This window comes from Latilactobacillus parafuchuensis, assembly GCF_055271665.1.
On record NZ_CM143875.1, the window covers coordinates 502,651 to 524,239 of the forward strand.

General features: G+C 42.8%; 22 protein-coding genes and 1 other annotated feature. Of the genes, 3 read left to right on the top strand and 19 right to left on the bottom strand.

What is annotated here, in order from left to right:
• Nucleotides 1-11: 11 nt before the first annotated feature.
• From rpmG to ACVPPQ_RS02855, 9 genes are all read right to left on the bottom strand, one after another.
• Nucleotides 12-161: a 50S ribosomal protein L33 gene (gene rpmG, locus ACVPPQ_RS02815; protein ID WP_025082712.1), complete on the bottom strand. Its 150-nt coding sequence runs from the start codon at nt 159-161 to the stop codon at nt 12-14.
• A gap of 63 nt (nt 162-224) precedes the next feature.
• Nucleotides 225-791 carry a sigma-70 family RNA polymerase sigma factor gene (locus ACVPPQ_RS02820; RefSeq protein ID WP_463495566.1) on the bottom strand — a complete coding sequence of 189 codons (567 nt, stop codon included), beginning with the start codon at nt 789-791 and terminating at the stop codon, nt 225-227.
• 75 nt (nt 792-866) lie between these two features.
• Nucleotides 867-1,400 carry an NYN domain-containing protein gene (locus ACVPPQ_RS02825; protein ID WP_463495567.1) on the bottom strand — a complete coding sequence of 178 codons (534 nt, stop codon included), beginning with the start codon at nt 1,398-1,400 and terminating at the stop codon, nt 867-869.
• A complete protein-coding gene (gene rlmB, locus ACVPPQ_RS02830) occupies nt 1,397-2,203 on the bottom strand; it encodes a 23S rRNA (guanosine(2251)-2'-O)-methyltransferase RlmB (RefSeq protein WP_463496323.1) in 807 nt (268 codons plus the stop codon). Before rlmB ends, ACVPPQ_RS02825 begins: the two co-directional genes overlap by 4 nt.
• An 85-nt stretch (nt 2,204-2,288) precedes the next feature.
• Nucleotides 2,289-2,693: a Mini-ribonuclease 3 gene (locus ACVPPQ_RS02835; RefSeq protein ID WP_025082708.1), complete on the bottom strand. Its 405-nt coding sequence runs from the start codon at nt 2,691-2,693 to the stop codon at nt 2,289-2,291.
• Nucleotides 2,690-4,096, bottom strand: coding sequence for a cysteine--tRNA ligase (gene cysS / locus ACVPPQ_RS02840; protein ID WP_463495569.1), 1,407 nt, complete (start codon nt 4,094-4,096; stop codon nt 2,690-2,692). The genes ACVPPQ_RS02835 and cysS overlap by 4 nt, the downstream gene beginning before the upstream one ends.
• Before the next feature lie 50 nt (nt 4,097-4,146).
• Nucleotides 4,147-4,344 (bottom strand) — a binding site (T-box leader).
• A 60-nt stretch (nt 4,345-4,404) separates the two neighbouring features.
• Complete coding sequence (locus ACVPPQ_RS02845) at nt 4,405-5,517, bottom strand: PIN domain-containing protein (RefSeq protein WP_463495571.1); 1,113 nt, start codon at nt 5,515-5,517, stop codon at nt 4,405-4,407.
• A 30-nt stretch (nt 5,518-5,547) separates the two neighbouring features.
• Nucleotides 5,548-6,912, bottom strand: coding sequence for a DNA repair protein RadA (gene radA / locus ACVPPQ_RS02850; protein WP_463495572.1), 1,365 nt, complete (start codon nt 6,910-6,912; stop codon nt 5,548-5,550).
• A gap of 55 nt (nt 6,913-6,967) precedes the next feature.
• Nucleotides 6,968-7,507, bottom strand: coding sequence for a dCTP deaminase/dUTPase family protein (locus tag ACVPPQ_RS02855; protein ID WP_056950697.1), 540 nt, complete (start codon nt 7,505-7,507; stop codon nt 6,968-6,970).
• A 193-nt stretch (nt 7,508-7,700) separates the two neighbouring features.
• Between ACVPPQ_RS02855 and rpiA the strand changes: the two genes are divergently transcribed.
• From rpiA to ACVPPQ_RS02870, 3 genes are all read left to right on the top strand, one after another.
• Nucleotides 7,701-8,384: a ribose-5-phosphate isomerase RpiA gene (gene rpiA / locus ACVPPQ_RS02860; RefSeq protein ID WP_463495574.1), complete on the top strand. Its 684-nt coding sequence runs from the start codon at nt 7,701-7,703 to the stop codon at nt 8,382-8,384.
• A gap of 122 nt (nt 8,385-8,506) precedes the next feature.
• Nucleotides 8,507-9,829, top strand: coding sequence for a C1 family peptidase (locus tag ACVPPQ_RS02865; RefSeq protein WP_463495576.1), 1,323 nt, complete (start codon nt 8,507-8,509; stop codon nt 9,827-9,829).
• 15 nt (nt 9,830-9,844) lie between these two features.
• Nucleotides 9,845-11,191, top strand: a complete 1,347-nt coding sequence (locus tag ACVPPQ_RS02870; protein ID WP_463495577.1) for a C1 family peptidase — start codon at nt 9,845-9,847, stop codon at nt 11,189-11,191.
• Between the two features lie 75 nt (nt 11,192-11,266).
• On the opposite strand, the gene ACVPPQ_RS02875 is transcribed toward ACVPPQ_RS02870, so the two are convergent.
• From ACVPPQ_RS02875 to ACVPPQ_RS02920, 10 genes are all read right to left on the bottom strand, one after another.
• A complete protein-coding gene (locus ACVPPQ_RS02875; protein WP_463495579.1) occupies nt 11,267-12,586 on the bottom strand; it encodes a Sapep family Mn(2+)-dependent dipeptidase in 1,320 nt (439 codons plus the stop codon).
• Between the two features lie 21 nt (nt 12,587-12,607).
• Complete coding sequence (locus ACVPPQ_RS02880; protein WP_463495581.1) at nt 12,608-13,711, bottom strand: M42 family metallopeptidase; 1,104 nt, start codon at nt 13,709-13,711, stop codon at nt 12,608-12,610.
• A gap of 14 nt (nt 13,712-13,725) precedes the next feature.
• The gene (locus ACVPPQ_RS02885) at nt 13,726-14,793 is read right to left on the bottom strand and encodes a M42 family metallopeptidase (protein ID WP_463495582.1); all 1,068 of its coding nucleotides are present in this window, start codon (nt 14,791-14,793) and stop codon (nt 13,726-13,728) included.
• Between the two features lie 14 nt (nt 14,794-14,807).
• Nucleotides 14,808-15,326, bottom strand: coding sequence for a GrdB-related putative oxidoreductase (locus ACVPPQ_RS02890; protein WP_463495583.1), 519 nt, complete (start codon nt 15,324-15,326; stop codon nt 14,808-14,810).
• Nucleotides 15,327-15,342: 16 nt separating this feature from the next.
• Nucleotides 15,343-16,689 (bottom strand): PTS sugar transporter subunit IIC, encoded by a 1,347-nt coding sequence (locus ACVPPQ_RS02895; RefSeq protein WP_463495584.1) that lies wholly within the window; start codon nt 16,687-16,689, stop codon nt 15,343-15,345.
• 62 nt (nt 16,690-16,751) lie between these two features.
• Nucleotides 16,752-17,468: a GntR family transcriptional regulator, LSA1692 subfamily gene (locus ACVPPQ_RS02900; RefSeq protein ID WP_463495585.1), complete on the bottom strand. Its 717-nt coding sequence runs from the start codon at nt 17,466-17,468 to the stop codon at nt 16,752-16,754.
• 17 nt (nt 17,469-17,485) lie between these two features.
• The gene (locus ACVPPQ_RS02905; protein WP_463496324.1) at nt 17,486-18,427 is read right to left on the bottom strand and encodes a N(4)-(beta-N-acetylglucosaminyl)-L-asparaginase; all 942 of its coding nucleotides are present in this window, start codon (nt 18,425-18,427) and stop codon (nt 17,486-17,488) included.
• A 158-nt stretch (nt 18,428-18,585) separates the two neighbouring features.
• Nucleotides 18,586-19,491 carry a glycine betaine ABC transporter substrate-binding protein gene (locus ACVPPQ_RS02910; protein ID WP_463495587.1) on the bottom strand — a complete coding sequence of 302 codons (906 nt, stop codon included), beginning with the start codon at nt 19,489-19,491 and terminating at the stop codon, nt 18,586-18,588.
• Between the two features lie 13 nt (nt 19,492-19,504).
• Nucleotides 19,505-20,347, bottom strand: a complete 843-nt coding sequence (locus tag ACVPPQ_RS02915; protein ID WP_025082682.1) for an ABC transporter permease — start codon at nt 20,345-20,347, stop codon at nt 19,505-19,507.
• Between the two features lie 4 nt (nt 20,348-20,351).
• Complete coding sequence (locus tag ACVPPQ_RS02920) at nt 20,352-21,551, bottom strand: quaternary amine ABC transporter ATP-binding protein (RefSeq protein WP_463495588.1); 1,200 nt, start codon at nt 21,549-21,551, stop codon at nt 20,352-20,354.
• Nucleotides 21,552-21,589: the final 38 nt, after the last annotated feature.

Consider the following 21,589-nt stretch of genomic DNA (forward strand, 5'->3'; position numbering starts at 1 on the left):
GAATCCTCCTGCTAGCGAGTTTCTTTATGTTGCGTATATTGTCCACAATGTTTACAAAATTTATTTAACTCTAGACGTTCTGTCCGGTTCTTATTTTCAGCAACGTAATAATTACGTGAACCACAAACCGTACAGCCTAAGGCGACTTTCTTAACACCCATGACTAAAAGCCCCTCTCTTTTTGATGTTTATCCCGTTTACTTTATCATTCATTTTGATGACTGTCAATCTGGATCATTTTGATAATACTGTTTTAATTTCGTCCGACAGCGCGATTGGCCCCGCTCCAATTGGACTAAAGTACAATCGAATTGTTGACAGGCCTGATCGATATCCAGTGTCCCGCTCAGTACCCGGAAACTCATCAGTTCAAACGGTGATAACCGTTCAAGGTAGGCCATCAACATAGCTTGAGACTGATAATATGCGACTGAATTTTCGCCAACCGCCCGTTTTTCTGGGCACTGAGCACACAATAAAGCTTGATGATCAATCCGGCGTTTTTGGGCCAGTTCTTTACGTAGTAAATTATCAATATGGTGTTGAAATCGCAATTTATAAAAACCACCAAAGCTTTTACCGCAGTGGCAATCGTAACATTGACACGTCTCAAAGCATACCAGTCGAGCTTCTTGAAGCCAGTCTTCATGTTCGAAAAGCCGGATGTAATATGGTGCATACGTATGGTAGACCATCGGTAAATAAGTTTTAAATAAAATTTCTAAAGCATCTGAATCTCGATTTATAACCGCCGTAATCAATTCTGCATCGCGCTCTGTTGGTTTCGTCATTGGAAACACCCCTTTGCGCAACAACCACATCTTCATTCTAACAAGCACCCGCTACTTTAGTAAGCGAACGCCTGTTTAATCAAGCTTTTTGGCACTTAACTGATCGCGCATCTTCGCTAATGCCGATAATTGTTGGTCCGACCATGGTCGATTAATCTGCATCTCACGATCATGATAATGTTTGGCATCATGATTAATCTCAGTCTTAGCCCGTTCAATCTCACGTTTGAAATCGGGCGATGACACGCGGAGCGCCCCACGTGAAAAGATAGTCCACTGTTCGGCTTGATCACTCGACACCACGGTCACTTGGGTAATTGGCGACATCAATTTTGCCGCCAAAATTTCAATATAACTATCCGCCGTCTGTTCTTCTTGCGTAAAGACGACTTCCAAATTATATTGTTCATAACTTTGTTTAATGCCAGGCACATACATTGCATCAAACACTAAAATAATCTCAATCTCGCGATATTTGCGGTATTCCGCTAGCGTATGCAACAAGCTATCACGCGCATCGGCAAACCGATCACTCTGTTTCAGTTTATTGAGTTCCGGCCAATTGCCGATGATGTTATAGCCATCCGCAATTAGAATTTGGCGTTTCATACTTTAGGGGCCAAGGGTTGGCGGCTGTTATAGGCTTGATACATCAAAACACCCGCAGCCACACTCGCGTTTAAACTTTGAACGTGACCCACCATCGGAATCGTCAACGTTTGATCGACTTCTTTTTTGATAATCGGTGATAAACCTTTACCTTCATTACCAATGATTAATCCGATTGGACCGGTCGCATCCCATTGACGGTAATCGGCACCAGCCATGTCTGTTCCGAAAATCCACAAACCACGTTCTTTTAATTTCTTAATTTCTTGCGTTAAGTTCGTGACCCGTGCCACTGGTACGTGTTCAATCGCGCCCGTTGAGGTCTTAGCGACCGTTGACGTTAAGCCAACTGCTCGGTGTTTCGGAATAATAATCCCGTGCACGCCCACTGCATCGGCTGTTCGCATAATTGAACCTAAGTTATGCGGATCTTCTAAATTATCTAGGATTAAGATAAAAGGCGGTTCGTCTTTCGCCGCTGCTTTGGCAAAAATATCATCGATTGTGGCGTATTCAAACGGTGCGATTGCAAGAATTATCCCTTGATGATTTTGGCGGTCGCTCAATAAGTCCAATTTGTTCTTCGGCACATTTTGAATGACTAACCGTTTTTCTTTGGCGAGTTTCAAAACATCGTGCACAAAATCAGCTTTCAAGCCGTCTTGTAGGAAAATCTTGTTGACCTTAGTGGCCGCATCCGGTGCTTTTAACGTTTCGATTGAAGCGTGTTTGCCAATGACGAAATCCGTTTGTTCTTCTATATTTTCAGCTTCAACTGGTTTTAGTGCCCGTTTTTCCGGCATAGGCCGGCGTTTAGGCTTCCCACCATTATTCTTCTGACTGCGTTGACTATTAAAGTCATTGTCGCGTTTTTTAGGGTACGGTTTATTAGTTTTCATGCGTCCTCCCGTCGTCGACTTGTTGAATGCACCATTGTGCTAATTCTGCGACGCGTGCTTGTTGTCCTGTTAAATAGAGATAACCAAAAACGGCTTCAAAGCCGGTTGAGGTCCGGTACGTGGTGACACTGGTGTTTTTTGCCTTCGTATAACTCTTAGCATTACGCCCGCGTTTAAAAATATTGACTTCATCTTCCGTTAAGAAATGATCGTCCATCATTAAACCAATCAGTGCGGCTTGCGCCTTGGCTGACACGTAATGCGTCGCGACTTGTTGCAAACGGGTTGGTTTGGTTAACCCTTGTTCTAATAAATGGGCACGGACGTAGACTTCATAGGCTGAATCACCCATGTAAGCCAACGCAATCCCGTTTAATTGTAAAGCATCTTTCATGCGCGTCTCCATCTCATTCCTTGTGGCGTATCTTCTAACATAATCCCTTGCGCCTTTAATTGATCCCGAATCGCATCACTCTTGGCAAAATCCTTAGCCGCCCGCGCTGCTTGTCGTTCGGCAATCAATTGTTCGACCTCGGCGTCCAATAATTGGTCGGCCTTAAACGCCACACCAAAAATCAATAATAACCGTTCTAAGCGTTGTGTTAAATCGGTCAACGTGGCCGTTTGAACCACTTCGTCTTCTAAATATTGATTACTCAATTTCGCTAAATCATACAACACGGTCAACCCGTTTTGGACGTTAAAATCATCATCCATCGCCGTCACAAAGGCGTCTTCCAACCCGGCCGCTTGTTGTACGATTGTTTCATTCGAACCAGGTTGCGCCGTTTTTTGACGAAAATCAAGATTATTGAGCGTCGTCTTTAACCGATCGAGATTAATCTGAGCTTCCGCTAATAACGTTTGACTGTAACGAATTGGCCGGCGATATTGAGTACTACTCATCAAGAAACGGAGTGCTTGTGGATCCACTTCTTGAATTAAATCATGGACCGTTACGAAATTACCGAGTGATTTACTCATCTTCTGATCATCATCACCAACCGTTACAAACCCATTGTGCAACCAATAATTGACAAACTTCTGACCAGTTTGGGCTTCACTTTGCGCAATTTCATTTTCATGATGTGGGAATTCCAGATCCTGACCACCGCCGTGAATATCGATAGTTTGACCGAGATACTTCGTCGACATCACGGAACATTCGATATGCCAACCCGGCCGACCTTTGCCCCATGGTGAATCCCACGCAATGGCCGTGCCCGTTTCAGCTTTCCACAACGCAAAATCAATCGGATCTTCTTTGCGTAACGTTTCTTCAGTCGCCGTGTGTTCACTAGCGCCTTGTTCGAGTTGATCTAAATCTTGACCCGCCAATTGACCATAGTGAGCAAACTTGCGCGCCCGGTAATAAACATCCCCATCAACTGCGTAAGCATAACCTTTAGCAATTAACCCTTCAATAAAAACAATAATCTCGGGAATATTTTCAGTCGCCCGCGGATTAGTCGTCGCCGGTTCAATATTAAGCGCCTTGGTATCGGCCTTGAACGCATTAATGTAACGTTCAGCTAATTCTGGAACTGTCACGCCATCACGATCAGCCGCTTTAATCATCTTATCGTCAACGTCGGTAAAATTCGACACGTAATTGACTTGGTAGCCACGGTATTCGAGATAGCGGCGAATCGTATCAAACGCAATCGCACTGCGCGCATTACCAATGTGGATATAGTTATACACCGTTGGTCCACAAACGTACATACTGACCTGATTCGCTTCAATCGGTTTAAAAGCTTCTTTTTGGCGCGTCAATGTATTGTAAACAGTTAACATAGCAATCTTCCTTTCCCTTAATCCAAATAAAAAGCGCCCTTTGTTAATTAACAAAAGACGCCGCTTGAGCGTGGTTCCACTTTTCTTTGCAAAAATGCCTCAACCAGATAACGGTGTCCCGACCAAAACTACTGTCTTCATCTTGGCATTTCTGAGATGCATTTCAATTCGCCTCATTACTTCTTCACAGCACCCAGAAGCTCTCTTTGAATTCGGCTAAATTTACTTCTTCTCGTCATTAATTTTACGTACAATAGATTGACTCAATAATACCGATTATTCATGAATCTGTAAAGCTATCTGCTGAACTATTTTTCTTTAATCCCTTTTTGTTGATGTGCTGGTTTAGCAAAAATCATCCGACCAGCTGCCGTTTGTAACGCACTCGTCACGATCACGTCTAACGGTTTATTGACATAGTGTTGACCATCTTCAACGACAATCATCGTGCCATCGTCTAAGTAGGCCACCCCTTGTTGCCGTTCGGTCCCAGTCTTAACGACCGTCACCTTCATCGCTTCACCCGGTAAGACAGCCGGTTTCAACGTGTTGGCCAATTGATTAATGTTCAACACCGGCACGTTTTGAAATTCGCAAACTTTATTTAAATTGTAATCGTTAGTCACAACAATCCCATCTAATAACTTGGCCAGTTTCACCAATTTACTATCGACTTCGGTCAAATCTTCGAAATCGCCATCGTACATTTCAACAGATAACGTTTGATCTTTTTGGATTTCATTTAAAATATCTAAGCCCCGCCGACCACGTGCTCGTTTCAGGTTATCGGCAGAATCTGAAATCAATTGTAATTCGTGTAAGACGAAGTTCGGAACCATTAATGTCCCTTCAATAAAACCGGTTTTAGCAATTTCTTTAATCCGGCCGTCGATAATCACACTCGTATCGAGAATCTTATATTTCCGAAAATTATCATCAACTTTGCGTTCTAAAATATCCGTATTGCGTTTTTTGGGTTGCATTAACCGGCGCCATTCATCTAAACGCGTGGTTCCGATTCGAAACCCAAAATAACCGAGCGCAATCATCAATAGAATTGGGACCACGGTATTCAATGCAAAAATTGGCATCCGGTATAACGGAATCGAAATCACATTGGCCAATAATAAACCAACCAAGGAAAACAAACTCCCAAATAGGATAAAACTTGGTGATTGTTTGATGACCGCCTTTTCTACCCGCCGAATAGCGCCTAAAATAGGTTGCGCCAATGCTAAGAATAATAAATAAAAAATAATGGCCCCTAATATTGCATTGGTCACCCCGTTATTTAAATAGACGACATGACTCAGTCTAACGATTACCCATAAAATCGGGAAAATCGTAATACCTAATGCCGCGCCTAAAACAACGGCGACAATTCCTAATACTTGTTTTTTCGTAAGTGTTTTTTTGTTCATCGTTAACCCCCCTCTCGACTAAATTGTTCCTTAGTTAAAGACTTTCTTTAATGTTTCCGCAATCGTTGTCACGCCAACCACTTGAATATCCGTGGGTGGGTTCCAACCTTGGAGATTATTCTTCGGTAAATAAATCCGTTTAAAACCGAGTTTCGCAGCTTCACTAACCCGTTGTTCAATCCGATTAACACGGCGAATCTCACCCGTTAAGCCAATTTCACCCACGAAACAATCCGTTGCTGGAATTTCTTTATCACGATAACTCGAGGCAATCGAAACCGCCATCGCCAGATCAATTGCCGGTTCATCAAGTTTAACGCCGCCGGTCGCTTTCAAATAAGCATCCTGATTCTGTAACATCAAGTTGGCCCGTTTCTCTAGAACCGCCATGATCAACGACACCCGATTATGATCCAAACCTGAAGACGTCCGTTTGGCATTACCGAATAGCGTCGGCGTGATTAATGATTGTAATTCAACCAGAATCGGGCGCGTGCCTTCCATCGAAACGACGACGGCTGATCCAGTTGCACCGGCTAGTCGTTCTTCCAAAAAGATTTCCGATGGATTAGCGACTTCTTGCAAACCAGATTCGCGCATTTCGAAAATTCCGATTTCATTGGTTGACCCAAACCGGTTTTTGACCGAACGTAACATCCGGTAAGTATGGTGAGTGTCCCCTTCAAAATACAAAACGGTATCCACCATATGTTCCAAAATCTTGGGTCCGGCAATCGCGCCTTCCTTAGTGACATGTCCGACGATAAAAATCGTAATTTGGTTGGTCTTGGCAATCCGCATCAATTCCGCCGTCACTTGGCGCACTTGCGACACACTCCCAACCGCCGCCGTAATATCGGGTTCACTCATCGTTTGAATCGAATCAATCACCACGTATTCGGGGCGCATCGTTTCGATTTGTTGACGAATACTGCCCATATCGGTTTCTGGATAGAGATATAATTGATCGCCATTGACGCCTAACCGGTTAGCCCGCATCTTAATTTGCGATGCACTTTCTTCACCCGAAACATAGAGAATCTTACCTTTTTTCTCAAGTTGACCCGAAACTTGTAGTAATAATGTTGATTTACCAATTCCTGGATCGCCGCCAATTAAGATTAAGGAACCCGGCACGACACCGCCACCCAAAACCCGGTTTAATTCATTTAGTTCCGTTTTGATTCGTGGTTCTTTTTGAATATTAACGCTGCTGATTTGTTCTGGTTCGGTCGCCCGACCGGACATCGAAAAATTGGTTTTAACACTGGCCGCTGGTTGTTCACGCTCTTCGACCATTTGATTCCATGCCCCACAATTGGGACAGCGCCCCAAAAATCGAGGCGAACTATAACCACAATTTTGACAAACAAACTGCGTTTTAATTTTTGCCATTTAGTTCACCCCCATCTTTATTTTAACATAGTGCGCAATTTGGTTTTAAACTACATTAACGACCAGATGACCCAAAACCGCCAGTTCGTTTCGTCGTCACTGCTTTTTCATCGTCAGCCGTCAGATAAGGCATAAAGATACCTTGCCCAATACGTTCCCCTTTACGAATAATCACATCGCGGGGACTACAGTTGACCAATTGAATGAAGATTTCACCTTCATTGGCGTCATTTCCATAATAATCGGCATCAATAATCCCGACCCCGTTCGGTAGAATCAAGCCCTTTTTCAACGGATTACTTGAACGATTGGCAATCATCAAATATTCATCATCTTGCATGTAGGCCTTGATCCCCGTTGGCACTAAGAAAGGTTTCAATGTTTTTGAAGCCCGTTCAAAATCATCATCGACCAATGGTTTCCCGTTCCGAATCATCCGGAATAAACGGACAAAATTATAATGCCAAATGGATGGTAAAACAAAATCTTCCGAACAAGCAAAGTCATAGCCTGCCGAATTTGCCGTTGATCGAACTGGCAATGTTAAATCTGCTTCTGCGTATTTAGTCACAATTTCAAAACCACGTTTTTTCATTTAATAAACTCCTAATTTTTAGTTCTTTGATGGTCCTGTCTATACCTATTAATCATACCATGAAACTTAAGCCCTTGTGAATAATCCCTAAGACTGATTTAATAAAACTTTTACCAAAAAAGACCAAAATTAAAGCGCTTTTTCAAATTGATTTGCGTATAATAGAATTAACGCTAAAAGAAGAGGTGTTTTGATGGATAAAAATGCAATGAAAAAAATGGCAGCGGAACGCTCCGTTGACTTCGTCGAAGACAATATGATTTTAGGATTAGGCACCGGCTCAACTGTGACCTTCATGGTAGAAGCCCTCGCTAAACGTGTTAAGGCTGAGAACCTTCACTTAACTTGTGTCTGCACCTCAATTAGAACCGCAGACCAAGCCAAATCACTCGGTATTCCGGTTAAGGAACTCAACGATGTCGATCACATCGACTTAACGATTGATGGCGCTGATGAAGTCGACGCTAACTTCCAAGGTATTAAAGGCGGCGGCGCAGCTCATTTGTTTGAAAAATTAGTCGCAACGACTTCAACCCGCAATATCTGGATTGTTGATCGTGAAAAAGTTGTCGACACGATTGGCCAATTTCCATTACCCGTCGAGGTCATTCCGTTTGGTAGCCAACAAGTTTTTGATCGGTTACTGAAAGAAGGGCTCAATCCTGAATTCCGAACAACTGAAGCTGGTCAACGCGTATTAACCGACTCACAGAATTATGTGATTGATTTACATCTCGGTCAAATCAACCATCCCCACTTATTAGCCACTTGGTTAAGCGAACAAGTCGGCGTCGTGGAACATGGTTTGTTCTTAGACACTGTGAATCAAGTTGTCGTTGGCTCCCCTGAAGGCGTTGAAATTCTAACGGCTCGTTAATCAAAAAAGTGTGACCAAAACGATTGGTTTTGGCCACACTTTTTGTTTTATTTTGAGCTTTGGTTTACTTCTCAATTCAAATCAACTAGAATTGAGCTATATTATTATTAAGGAGTGATTAGATGACCCGAGAAATTACACATCAAAATTTAATCAAGATGCAAGCGGACCTCAAAAACGTTGCGCAATCAAGCACGTTACGCAACGCCGTCATGACTAATGGTATCAACGCTGTCAGCCAACGACCAGAAGCCGCTGTCACACTTGATCCAACCTACTCAATCGACTTACCAACCGGTGATGTCACGTTCCAAAAAAAGAGTGGCCGTTGTTGGTTATTTGCGACCCTTAATACCCTGCGTCACGATTTCGAACAAAAATACAACGTTAAAAATTTCGAACTTTCTCAAAATTATTTATCCTTCTGGGATCGGATCGAAAAAGCCAACTTATTCTATGAAAAGATTCTAGCCACTGCGACGAAACCAGTTACTGATCGTGAAGTTGCATTCACCCTAACCGGCCCCGATTTCGATGGTGGCCAGTTTGACAACGCTGCAGCGCTAATTCAAAAATACGGTCTAGTGCCTAAGACCGCCATGCCCGAAACGTATAACAGTGAATTAACCGTTGAATTTAACAACACCTTAAACTTAAAACTACGGACTGATGCCATTCAATTGCGTCAACTCGTCGCTGACGGTGCTGATGGCGCGACTATCGCTAACACGCGAACTGCTTTTCTGAGCGAAGTTTACCGATTATCGGTTTACGCCTTCGGGACACCCGTCGAAACGTTTGATTTCGAATATCGGAACAAAGACGAAGACTACCATCTTGACCAACAGCTAACCCCAGTTGCCTTCTATCAAAAATACTTTGACCGCAACTTCGATGACTACATTACCGTTGTTAGCAGCCCCCAAAGTAGCAAACAATACCAACAACTCTACAGTCTTGAATCACAAAACACCGTTGTCGAAGGCCATCCCATGCGTCTATTAAACTTGGCCCCTAACCGGCTAAAAGAACTCGCACTCGATGCGCTCCAAAACAAAGAAACAATCTGGTTCGGCAATGACGTTCTCGCCGATTTAGACCGTCCTAAAGGCTGGTTAGACCGCAACCTCTACGATTATTCAAGTCTCTTCGATATCGATCTCACGATGCCGAAAGACCAACGTCTAGATTACCGTCAAGGCGTCGTTTCACACGCCATGACATTAACCGGTGTTGACCTCGTTAAAGGCCAACCCACTAAATGGAAAGTTGAAAACTCTTGGAGTGATAAAGTCGGCACTAAGGGTTACTTCTCAATGAGTGATGCTTGGTTTGACGATTACGTTTACGAAGTCGTTGTTCGAAAATCTTCATTAACTACTGCTGAACAAGCACTATTAACACAAACCCCAATCGCATTAGCCCCTTGGGATGCTTTACAATAAAAGGAGGACTTTAACATGGTTCAATCAATTACACCTGAAAATATCAAACAATTCAAAGCGGACTTCCAAGCCGTACCACAATCAAACACGATTAAAAACAGCATTAGCAACAACGGCTTTCTAGCAAGCAGTCAAAACACCGATTCCAAAGCTGCGATGGATCCCGTTTTCTCAATCGATTTAACAACCGGCGCGGTTGCTAACCAAAAACAATCTGGCCGTTGCTGGATGTTTGCCGCCTTAAATACGATGCGTCATAGCTTACAAGCCGAATTCAAAATTAAAGATTTCGAATTGTCACAAAACTACACTAACTTCTGGGATAAATTCGAAAAATCGAACTACTTCTACGAAAACGTCTTAAAAACGGCTGATCTTCCAATCGGTGATCGTAAAGTTGATTTCTTAATGACGACACCTCAACAAGATGGCGGCCAATGGGATATGTTATGCGCCTTGATTGAAAAATACGGCATCGTACCTAAGTCAGTTATGCCCGAAACTTATAACAGTGAAAAATCGAGTGAACTCAATAGTGTTTTAAACCTAAAACTCCGTAAAGATGCCGTTACCCTCCGTCAACTCGTCGCTGATGGTGTCAGTGCTGCTGATATTCAAGTTAAGAAAGATGCCATGTTAACGGAAGTTTACCGGATGTTAACTTATGCATTAGGCGCAGTACCAACTGAATTTGATTTCGAATACCGCGATGACGACAAGAACTACCATATCGATCGCAACCTCACACCGCAAACGTTCTACGAAAAATACGTCGGCTGGCAATTAGCGGACTACGTTTCAATCATCAATTCACCAACTGATGACAAACCTTACAACCACCTTTACACCGTCGAAATGCTGGGTAACGTCGTTGGTGGCCGTGAAGTTCGCCATTTAAACCTCGATATCGACACCTTCAAACAACTCGCTATCAAACAACTCCAAGCTGGTGAATCCGTTTGGTTCGGTAGTGATGTCGGTCAATCTTCTGATCGTAAATTAGGGATTATGGACACTGAAATCTATCAACAAGCAGAAATGCTCGACATGGACCTTTCAATCAGTAAAGGCCAACGTTTGGACTACGGTGAAAGCCTAATGACTCACGCCATGGTCATTACTGGTGTCGACCTCGTTGAAGGCCAACCCACTAAATGGAAGGTTGAAAACTCATGGGGCGATAAAGTCGGCACTAAAGGCTATTTCGTCATGAGCGACAGCTGGTTTGATGAATTTGTTTACCAAATCGTCATCAACAAACAGTTCTTACCAGAAAATCTTCAAAAAATTGAAACTGACGAACAAGACAAACCAACCGTCCTTGCACCTTGGGATCCAATGGGTGCCTTAGCTAGCCGGTAGTTCTAAATATAAAAAGTCGATTAACAGCCTCCATCTCAGGAAGCCGGTTAATCGACTTTTTTATTGCGATTTTATTCAATCATGGTTCAATGCAATCAATGCATCGTAGTAAATTTGCATCATCATTTGCCAATCACTGAACCTCAACCATTCGTTACCTTTATGGGCAATGCCTTTTTGACCGGGGAAAGACGGGCCAAACGCGATGATATTCGGTAATGCGCGCGCATAGGTTACCCCCGTAGTCGTCACTGGTGTCCCATCTAAACCGGTATCGGCCTCGTAAATTGCACTCAACTGCTGAATGAAAGGTCGTTCTGGATTGGTCACTTGTGCTGGATAACGCCGTTTAACAGTCACCGTCATCGTCGGTAACAACACGGTTTGAATTTGCGTTAATAGTGCATCTTCCGTCGTTGAAATTGGATAACGACACGTTAAGTGGCCACTAAGACTTTTGTTTTCAAAACTCAGCCCATAAAAAGCTAACTGCAACGCTCCGGAATCCGCATCCTGAAAATCAATTCCTAACTTTTGGCCCGTTGTTTGCGTCCCAATCTTAGTCGTGAGCCAGTCGAAAAACTGGCCGACTTGGCCGCTCAACTGACTGCCATCGACTACCAATTGCGGTAAGACGTTTTCGGCAAGTTCTGGCGCATTGCTGGGTGCTTTACGCCCCACATACTGTTTAACAGTACCATCAGCCAATGTTAGGCTCGCATGATCGGGAATAAAACTTTTATCAAAATGTCCGCCCAGCGCCTTAATCTGTTGGGCAGAATCATCTGTTAGCGGTAGTGTCAGTTGGATATCCAACAATCCACGTTCGCCATACACCGCCGGAAATTTACAATCCGGCGTAAAACCGGCAATTGGCGCCTTTTCATGCTGTAAATACAACGGAATATCGCGACTACCCGATTCTTCATCCGTCCCGAAAATGATTCGTACCCGTTGTTTGAGTTCGATATGTTGAACTTTGATTAAATATAAAGCAAACAACGTCGACAGTAACGGCCCTTTGTTGTCTAAAACACCTCGGCCATACAGATAATTATCGACCCGCGTCAGATCAAACGGCGCATACTGCCAGTCATCTTCGACATCGACAACGTCTAAATGACCCAATATCCCAAAATAATCGCTTTGTTGGTCTGCCGTTGGTCCGTATTCCACCCAACCAACACAATCGGCGACTTGTCCCGTTCGAAAACCCATTTCTTTGCCCATTTGTAAAACCAACTCTAAAGCCCGTTTAGGCCCAATTCCGAAGGGTGCCCCAAACGTTTTAGGGCCAGCGACACTAGGGACACGTAGAACACGCCGTAAATTAGCTAAAAAATCGATTTCATACTGACTAAATAACGTTTGAAAATCGGTCCGAATTTTTTTCAATGGAATGACTTCTTTCTAATTTTATGACAATGCTTGTCGCGTTGTTTTTTTAAAGTTTTCAATATCCGTTTTAGTCACACTCTGTGCAAATTCCGTCAACAAAGCAATCGTCTGGCGGTAGTCTTCTAGGTTAACCATCAATCTAGAAGAATGCATATACCTCGTTGGCATCGAGATGGTCATCGTTACCACACCATCCAGCGCTTTATGGATATTACAAGCATCGGTGCCACCAACAGTCATAAAATCAAATCGAACATCCAACGCTAATTGGTTAACTAATTGTTTCATCCGTTCCAAAAGGCCTTTATTAGCCATCGTTAATGAATCTAAAACGGCCAACACAACCCCGCCACCTAAGCAGTTGGTTCCCTCATTATCCAATGGCGTATCTTTAGCGGTCGTCACATCCAATGCGATGGCTAAATCGGGTTGAATGGTGTGAACCGCCGTCCGAGCCCCCCGAATGCCAACTTCTTCTTGTGTCGACCCAGTAAAATATAAAGTAGCATCGTGTGGCTGCTTAGCGGTCCGCTTCATCACTTCTAATTCCGCCGCCAAACTAAACCGATCATCCCAAGCTTTACCTAATAAATAATTAGGATCATTCATTGGTCTAAATTGAACGTATGGCGTAATCATATCGCCAATCTTAATCCCCAATCGTTCGATTGCGGCTTGGTCTTTAACCCCCATGTCCAAAAACATCGACATCGGTGTCATCACTTTTTCTTTAATCGCCGGCGCTAAACCGTGGGGTGCCCGACTACCAATGACACCGATATATTTGTGATCATCTTCCGTCGTCACCGTCATTTCTTGAGCTGGCATCACGTGTCCCCACCAACCGCCAACCGGTAATAATTTCAAATAACCATCAGTCGTTATTTGTCGAACAACAAACCCCACTTCATCCATATGGGCCGAGAACATCACTTTAGGACCATCTGAAATTCGGCCTGCTTGTTTTAAAATAATCGAGCCTAAATTATCATAACTAATCGTATCAACGTATGGTTCTGCATACTGGTGGACAATCCGGCTAACTTCTCTTTCACGACCACCAATCCCATCAGCTTCACTTAATTGGCGCAACAGATTGATATCAATTGATTTATCACACATTTCTCTCACCTACTTCATCGGTTTTCTGCTTTAAATGCAACGATCTGTTGCACCTCTAGTTGCTGAATGAAGGCTACTAAACCAGCTTTAGCCGCCTCGTAATCATCATTAGCAATCACCGATCGAGGGGTCTGCATATTGCGCACCGGGATATCGACTAATAATGATGGGCAACCGGTTCGTAATTTATTGACCCATCCAGCTTCAGAATCCGCTAATGAATAGTAATATTGATAAGGAATTTTTTCGTTTTCACAAATTGTTTTGAAGCTTTGCAATAATAATCGATTAGGCAATACTGTTTTATCGTAATACGTTAATAAAACGCCTTTGCCTAACTGACCAATTGAATCTTCCGAATCACTTTGATAATCAAACGCGCTTTCCGTATCTAGCATAATCGCTAAATCCGGTGCCACTTTATTAGTCGCCGTTTGAATTCCCCGCAAACCGACTTGTTCCTGAACCGTACAACCGACATACAAATCAAACGGTAACTTAACAGATTTCAATTGTCGTAATATTTCGATTCCCAGAATTGGTGCGTAACGACCATTCCAATTGCGACTAAAAATAGCCCCTGAATCACTCACGACAAATGCACTATCAAAACTTAATGAATCCCCTAATTGCAACCCAGCATTTTCTAGATCGGCTTTATTTAAAAAGCCTAAATCAACTAGTACTTTGCCAGATGGATCAACAACCGAGCCATCTTCCTTGTAAGCCAGAATAGTTCCTGAATAATGTTGATTAGTCGCCGTATCAAGTTGAACGCTTGCACCCAGTAGACTATTCGAAGCAACATCGCCTAACAATAATGCTTTAACCAATCCATTATCCAAAAAATTAGTAATAATCAAGCCTAATTCATCCATGTGTCCAGAAACCATTACTTTTAAGGGATTATCCTGGGTCCCTTTTTTGACCGCATAAATCGAGCCTAAATTATCATAGATAACATCATCAGCCAACTCGTCATAGTATGCTTTCAACCTAGCCGATATCAAGTGTTCATTACTCGCCACACCATTAATCGCCGATAATTCTTGCATCAATTCGAGCGTATTTTCAGAGTTCATCAGTCCACCTAGATTCAATATATTTTAGTTTGTCTAAATTCGGTCGTATCTGCATGCGCCACTTTTAAACGGCATAATGCCAATACATCTTTCAAAGCATCACTTAAGCCGGTCCCACCTTTTTTGGGCATCTTAACGATATCAACTCGTTCTTTGTATTGATCAATGACCGTTTGACATTCCTTGGACATTGTCACAACCACCGGAATGTCGGTTTTTTCATTCACAATCGCGCCAGTGTGTGCACACATTGCCGCATATTGAACATAGTGAAATGCAGGACCACAAATCACAACATCTGGTTTTATTTTTTTGATCATTGCCGCCAACTTCAAACTGACTTCATCTTTATGATCCATATAATTTTGATCACCGCAATATAGTGTGGTGGTGATTTTTTCATCCGCGTTTAAATATTTATCAAACATGTCGGCCGAGCCCATTGCCATCGTTTTTCCACCTAATGGTAAATCGCCATGTTCGGTTCCACCTAATCCAGCTTGAATTTGATCTAATACAATTAATATTTCCATTACAAATCACCCACCTTTATAGAGTCAAATCTGTTTCTGTCAAATCATCAAATGAGATATCTTCCGCTTTTTCCAAAGCTGCATCCCGTTCTTCTTTTAAATATTGACGGTCAAGCGTTTTAATAAATGGATAGTAAATTAAACAACCCAATCCTAGCAGTGCAAATTGATAGAGCGCCGCGACAAAACTCCCGGTCGATAAGTACCCTGAAAAGCCGATAGGTGTGGTCCACGGTAGAGCAACACCCGTCGTATACGGAATGATTCCTAGTTTAGTGACCAGCGTTGATAGTAATAAGTTCACTAATGGCACCAAGTTAAACGGAATAATCAAAATTGGGTTTAAAACAATTGGTAGCCCAAAGATAATTGGTTCATTAATACCGAATATCCCTGGTAAAATCGCTAATTTAGCTAACTGTTTGATTCGTTGTGAATGACACACTAACAACATCACCAGTAGTAATGATAACGTGCTCCCACCACCACCAAAGTTCGTAAAGAAGTTTGAGAATGGATCTGTAAAAATATTGGGGAGCTTTTTACCGGCTTGAAAAGCATCCAAATTTTCCATCGTTAATACTTTAGAAATCGGTGAGAAAACTGAATTAGCTACTGCGGGACCGTTAATCCCAAAGAACCAGAAAATAGTACAAGCAAATCCATAAATAATCTGGGCTGTTAGCGTATTCCCGGCACCCTTCAACGGTACTTGTAGGGTTTGGAAGATGAAATTGTAAACGGTCTCAAAAGGCGTCAATCCAAAAACAATCCGTATGATAAAGAACAAGAACATAACAAGCGCACTTGGAATTAAAGCTTCGAAAGATTGAGACACTGCAGGTGGGACACCATCTGGCATTTTAATCGTCCAACCGCGTTCAGAGACATAGCAATAAATCGGGACAGCGATAAAAGCCACTACTAATCCTAAGAAAATCCCATTAGTCCCTAAGAAATTCATATCTAAGGCGCCATCAACAGGTTCTTTCAACCCCTCAACAATCATTTGAGTGGGGGTTAAAATTAGAAAACCAACCAAAGCAACTGCTGCCGCTTGAATGGCATCCGTTTTTCTTTGTTTCCCATAAGCATAGGCAGTGCTAAAACAAGTGAACAATCCAACGGTATTAAAAACGGCTCTAGAAACATTGGTAAACCAACTTTCCCAACCAGTGCCTAGATACTGCCCCCAAAATTCCGACCAATGTGGTATCGGAAAGTTCGCAACTAACAAGAAGATGGATGCAACAATAATCAATGGGGTTGTGATTAAAAAACCATCACGAATTGCAAGTAATACCTTATTACTCCCCAGTTTGACGGCCAACGGCATTAAAACTTTTTCTAATTTATCAAACATTTTAATTCCTCCCTAGATAATTATCCTAATTCAGCATCATTTCTGTATCGCCCTTTCACTTACTAATGTTCTCTGTACAAAATATTATGGAATGTATATTTATCAGCTCGATAATGCGAATTATCGTATAGGATTGGATAACCGTCCATCGAATAGGCAACGGTATGGGCTAAAAAGGCCGGTTTCCCAACTTCAGTTTCTAAAAGTTGGCTAATCCCGTCCTCTAACAAGACCGATTCAAGTTCTTGATTAGCGTAACCAATCGCCATCGTTTGTTCGATTAACTTATACAATGAACCTTGTGCTTCGTGAGCTGTTAATTTTGGTAGAATTTTTTGCTTTAAATAAATCTGTTCGTGGGTCATCGGTTCATGATCAACAAACCGCAATCGTTCAATTTGCCAAACCGGTTCTTGAGCAACAAGATCTAACTTCGCTTCCACGTAATCGGGATAGACAATTGTTCGTCGTAAATCCAGCACACGCGTACTGACATCTAATTGGAATTGTTTCGCGGCTTCGGTGAAACCCATCAAGCCACTGGCCCCACTCGAAATTTTACCGCGGGTCGCTAAAACATACGTCCCGCGATTACGATCACGAACGACGACTTGTCGTTTTTCCAATAAATCGATTGCTTTTCTAATTGTTAACCGAGTGGTGCTAAACTGTTGTGCCAAATCATTTTCAGAGGGTAACTTTTGATGAATTCCATAAATCCCCGTCCGAACATCGGCACTCAATTTTTCTGCAATTTCAACGTATAAATACTTTGCCATTCTTCAAAATGCTCCTTCTAATCAACTGGTGCTTTAATTCTCTTCTCGTAAGCGGCTAACCATTCAGCCGAAATCGGTTCAATGGTTGTCGTCTGGTCCGGACCCGGATTAGCCATATAAATATGGGGGGCTTGTTCATCATTGCCTGCAGAGAAGGTAAATTCAACGTTCGTGGCAACGCCCCATTGCCCTTGCGGATTCAAAGCCACCAATGAAAATTCACCGGCTTTACCGTAACGTTTCTTTAATTTTTCAACGAAAGGATAAACAGCTTGATCGCAGGCCTGTTGTGGGGTTAAACCAGTTCCCATTAACCGCACAATTTCATAAGATAGACAGCCCTTCATTAGATCTTCGCCTAACCCCGTGGCAGCCGCGCCACCAATTTCACTATCGACATAAAAGCCACTACCCGACAAAGCTGAATCACCGGTTCGACCTGGTTTTTTCATAAATAAACCAGAGGTCGAAGTGCCGGCTGCCATACTGGCTTGTTGATCCAAACTAATCATACCGACCGTATCATGGCCATCATACGGGCTTAAATTCTTTTCATTAATTTCTTTAACTCGTTTAGCCCAGAGTTTATGCGCACGTTCAGTTAGCATGTTACGCCGTTCAAAACCATTAAACATCGCGTACTGCGACGCCCCTGTACCGACTAAGAAACTGTTAAAATGATCGTTGCTGAGTTGGCGGGCGACACTAATCGGATTTTTCACATCGCTAATGCCAGCAACGGCCCCGATTGCAAACGTGTCTCCATCCATAAAAGCAGCATCCATCTCCACTAATCCTTGTTGATTGGGTAAGCCACCATAACCAACTGATTTGAAAAACGGATAGTCTTCAACCGCTTGAATGGCGGTCTCAATCGCATCGGTACTGCGACCACCTTGTTTTAAATCTGCCATTGCAGCTGTCAATCCTTCGTGCGCCATGCGCCAAGTCCCAATCATTGCATACGTCAAAATCATCATCTCCATTTATATGTAAGCGTTTAACACAAACTAAGTATAATCAAGATTGTATATACAATCAATCCGGAATTTCATTAAATAGCACGTCAACAAAATAAAAAGCAGCCTTCTCAACGAGAAAGCTGCTTTTAAATAACTTATTTATTTTTTAGATCATCAATCGAATTAATATTAGTCATGTACTTCGGTACGGCCAAGCCGACCTTCGCCCCTTCTAAATTGGGCCCTAAATCTTCAACCTGACCTTTATAATCTTGATAATATAAACCAGAGGTCTTCGGTAACCAAGCACAGACCTGTGCATCTGCAGCATTAGTCGCGACTGACGCCCACATCGGTTGAATTTCCATCGCTTGGATGGTTGGTTCATACCCTTGTTGACGTAAAACCTCGGCAACCACGTTGGTCGAAGCAATCTCAGAATCCCAAGCCACATAGGTCAATTTAATCTTGGTCCCTTTGACCTTTTTAACCCCTTTGGTCCACTTAGCAACTTGTTTGGGATTGGCTTTAATCCAATCACTCGCCGCTTTTTGTGGATCAACACCATCATTGACCTTTAACATGACCACTGACATTTCAGTCGGTGTCCAATGGAATCGGTCCAGAATGGTATAAGCTTCTGGCATCGACTTTTTAAGGCCTTTGCGAACAATCGTATTGATGTGTTCCGTCTTACCATAAACATTCTTAGGATCTTTCAAAAATTTAATGGGATATTTAGTAAACATCCAATGCGGTTGCCAACCAGTGACCACGATCGGCCGCTTATCAGCAATCGCTTTACCCAAAGTGCTGGTCATCGCAGCCGTTGAACTGGTTTGTAACTGCCACTTTTGATTTTCAAGGCCATATGCCGATAACGCTTTTTGCGTCGACGCCATAATCCCAGCGCCGGCATCAATCCCGGTAATCGTGTAATTGATTTGTGACCCTAATTTTTGTTGCGCATCATAGGGTTTAGTTTGCGAGCTACAAGCCCCCAGGACAGTCGCTAATCCGATTACGGCCAATAGGGTGATTATTCTATTCTTTTTAAACATCAAAAATCTCCCCCTACTTTGTTCGTTCGCGATTCAACGCCTGTGTTAACCGATCAATAATAATCGCTAAGATGACGATGGCAAGTCCGGCAGCAAAACCGCCCCCAGCATCATTCCGGCCAACGGCAAAGTAAACACGTGTACCGAGGCCCATCGCGCCAATCATCGATGCAATGACGACCATCGAGAGGGCCAACATCATACTTTGATTGATACCAGCCATTAAGGTCGATTTAGCGAGTGGTAACTGGACTTTAATCAGTTTCTGCCATTCGGTTGAACCGTAAGAATCAGACGCTTCAATCAATTCGGTTGGCACTTGGCGAATGCCTAAATTAGTCATCCGAACCGTTGGTGGCATTGCGAAGATAACTGATGCAAAAACGCCCGGTACCATCCCAATCCCAAAGAAGGCGACTGCCGGAATTAGATAAACAAAGGCCGGCATTGTTTGCATGAAATCTAAAATCGGTTTAAATATTGCCTGGGCAATATCACTTTTCGCCATCCAAATACCAAGCGGTACCCCGATGACTAGCGAGATAAGACTCGACGTTAACACTAAGGTCAACGTTTGGGTCATATCGCGCCAGAAATCTAAATTCCAAATCAATAGAAGACCGAGAATTTCAAAGATAATCAGACCCCATTTTTTAGTGTCGCGATTGGCTAAGTACGTCACGCCGACCACGATTACGATAAAGAGCCAGATTGGCAATAGATCAAAGACCCACTGGAATCCGTTGATAATACCGCCAATGAAGTTTGTCAGACCGTTAAAGAATCCGGTAAATTGTGTTAACCAGTCAACAAAGTGATCCATCCAGTCTGCTAAAGGGACTTTAGGAATTGTCATTAAATTAAGCAAGATGGTTCACCTCATTTCCAGCAAGTGCGCCTAAGACTGCCCCACGAATAATGATTCCGCGGAGTTGTTTTTGTTCGTTTAAAACGGCAAATGGAATCCCAGTTTGCGAGATATCATCTAAAATTTCATTGATTGGGGTTTCTTCCGTCGTCGTTGGCACGGCGGTATTAATCACCGATTGTAAATCGCGACTGTCTTGACGAACTAATTCCAAGACATCGCGCGCATCAATGATCCCCACCAATTCGCGTTGGTTGTTGACCACGTAGACGGTTGAAACTTCATTTTCACGCATTCGTTTCAAGGCCAAGCGTGGCCCATCTTTATCGATATTAATCGTCGTTGGTCGAATCATCACGTTACCAGCCGTATAAACCTTACTACGGTCGACATTTTCGATAAATTTCTCAACGTATTCATCCGCTGGCCGGGTCAAAATATCTTCCGGTGTCCCGGTCTGAACGATTTCGCCATCCTTCATAATCATAATATGATCCCCCAGTTTTAGGGCTTCATTCAAATCATGACTAATAAAGATAATCGTTTTATGCATCGTCGCCTGTAAATCCAATAGTTGATCTTGCATATCGGAACGGTTCAATGGATCTAACGCCGAAAAGGCTTCATCCATCAACAGAATTTCTGGATTATTGGCTAACGCTCGAGCTAAGCCGACCCGTTGTTGCATCCCGCCGGATAATTGCGTTGGGTATTGATTGCCATAACCATCTAGGCCGACTAAGTTCAAGGCATCGGTTGCTTTTTGATTGCGCGTCGCTTTATCAACACCTTGGATTTCTAAGCCATAAGCCGTGTTATCGAGAATGGTCCGATTCGGAAAGAGTCCGAAGTTTTGGAAGACCATACTCATTTTTTTGCGGCGGACTTCGCGTAGCGCTTTTTTATCGATTTTCATTAAATCGTCGCCATCGATTAAGACGCTACCATCTGTCGGTTCAATCAAGCGATTAATCATCCGCACTAGCGTTGATTTTCCACTACCGGATAATCCCATAATCACAAAAATTTCACCGGATTCAACTTCAAAATTAGCCCGGTCAACACCAATTGTTGCCCCGGTTTCCTTTAAAATTGCGGCTTTCGTTTTGCCCTGTTGTAATAACTCTTTGGCTTTAGGAATTCGTTTACCAAATATTTTCGTTAATTCTTTGACTTGTAATTTGACAGTCATAGAATCCTCCTTTTTCTGAAAAGTGTACTTAATAAGTA